This is a genomic window from Streptomyces sp. NPDC056948 (genome assembly GCF_042674225.1).
In the GTDB taxonomy this organism is placed as follows: Bacteria; Actinomycetota; Actinomycetes; order Streptomycetales; family Streptomycetaceae; genus Streptomyces; species Streptomyces purpurascens.
Map to the genome: position 1 here is coordinate 1 of NZ_JBHUQX010000806.1, position 1,432 is coordinate 1,432.

Genomic DNA, 1,432 nt, shown 5'->3' on the forward strand with positions numbered 1-1,432 from the left:
GTCCCAGGCCGAGCGCGTCACCGACATCGTCGGCACCAAGGACTACCCGAACCTCAACCGGAAGCGGATCGTGACGCCCGGCCTCGCGCTGATCGGCGATGCCGCGATGGTGAACGACCCGGTGAGCGGCGTCGGATGCGGCTTCGCCTTCCAGTCCGCCGAGTGGCTGTGCGACGCCGTCACCCAACCGCTGCGCGGAGGCGGCACCGCCCCGCTGGACAAGGCGCTGCGCGGCTACCAGCGGCAGCATCGCCGCCGTCTGTCCGTCCACCACCTCACGATCGCGGACCTCAGCAAGCGGAAGGTGCTGCCGCCGGCGATCCGCATGATCCTCGCCGGCGCCGTCTCGGACCCGCAGGTCGCCGAACGCTACGTCGGCGTCGTGACCCGCAATGTCTCTCCGCTCTCCCTGTTCGCGCCCCCCTACCTGGCCCGCGCGGCGATCGCCGCCCGCAGGACCCGGTCCGCCGACCCCGACGCGTCGGTGGCGGCACTCGGCAAGTGACCTCGTCGTACTCAGCTCCACCGCACGTCGACGGCCCGTCGGACACCTCCGGCGGGGCGGCGCGGCGCGCACAACGGAAAGGAAGCCACAGGTGACCGGATCGGCGTATGACGTCGCCATCGTCGGTATGTCCTGCAGGATGCCGGGCGCGGCCGATCCCGACAGCTTCTGGCGGCTGTTGCGGGACGGACGCGACGCGATCGGCAGTGTCCGGTCCGGACGCGGGGACATCACCGAGCGGGCCGGATTCCTCGACACCGTCGGGGACTTCGACGCGGACTTCTTCGGGGTATCGCCCAACGAGGCACGCGCGGTGGACCCGCAGCAACTGCTCGCCCTGGAACTGGCGTGGGAGGCACTGGAGGACGCGGGCCTGACCGGCACTGCCGGCGCCACCCGGCGCCACGGGGTGTTCCTCGGGTGCACCGGTACCGACTTCGCCGAGATCCTGGCCTCCCGGGGCGGGCTGGGCGTCAGCAGGCACTCGCTGTGGGGCGTCGGCCGCGGCATCATCGCCAACCGGATCTCGAACCACTTCGGGTTCGGCGGCCCGAGCCTCGTGGTCGACAGCGCCCAGGCGTCCTCACTGGTCGCGGTCCATCTGGCCTGCGAGAGCCTGCGCAGCGGTGAGAGCGACCTGGCCCTGGCCGGTGGCCTCAACCTGATCCTGTCGGCCACCAGTGGCGCGCGGATCGAGCAGTTCGGCGCGCGGTCCGAGCGCGGCAGGTGCGCCACCTTCGACGCGGACGCCGACGGTTTTGTACGCGGCGAAGGCGGCGGCATCGTCGTACTGAAGCCGCTGGCGCGCGCGATCGCCGACGGCGACCGGATCCACGCGGTGATCCGTGGCACCGGGGTCACCATGGGCAACGAACGCCGCGTGCTCAGCGCACCGAGTCAGGACGCCCAGGCCGCGGCGATCAGGGC

Annotated in this window: 2 protein-coding genes; both read left to right on the forward strand. The window is 72.0% G+C overall.

Annotation, left to right across the window (positions count from 1 at the left end):
- Nucleotides 1–505, forward strand: a 505-nt coding sequence (locus tag ACFTZL_RS44875) for an NAD(P)/FAD-dependent oxidoreductase (protein ID WP_382596406.1), incomplete at its 5' end; no start/stop codon positions are given.
- A gap of 91 nt (nucleotides 506–596) precedes the next feature.
- The coding region (locus ACFTZL_RS44880) for a polyketide synthase (protein WP_382596409.1) at nucleotides 597–1,432 on the forward strand (836 nt) is incomplete at its 3' end.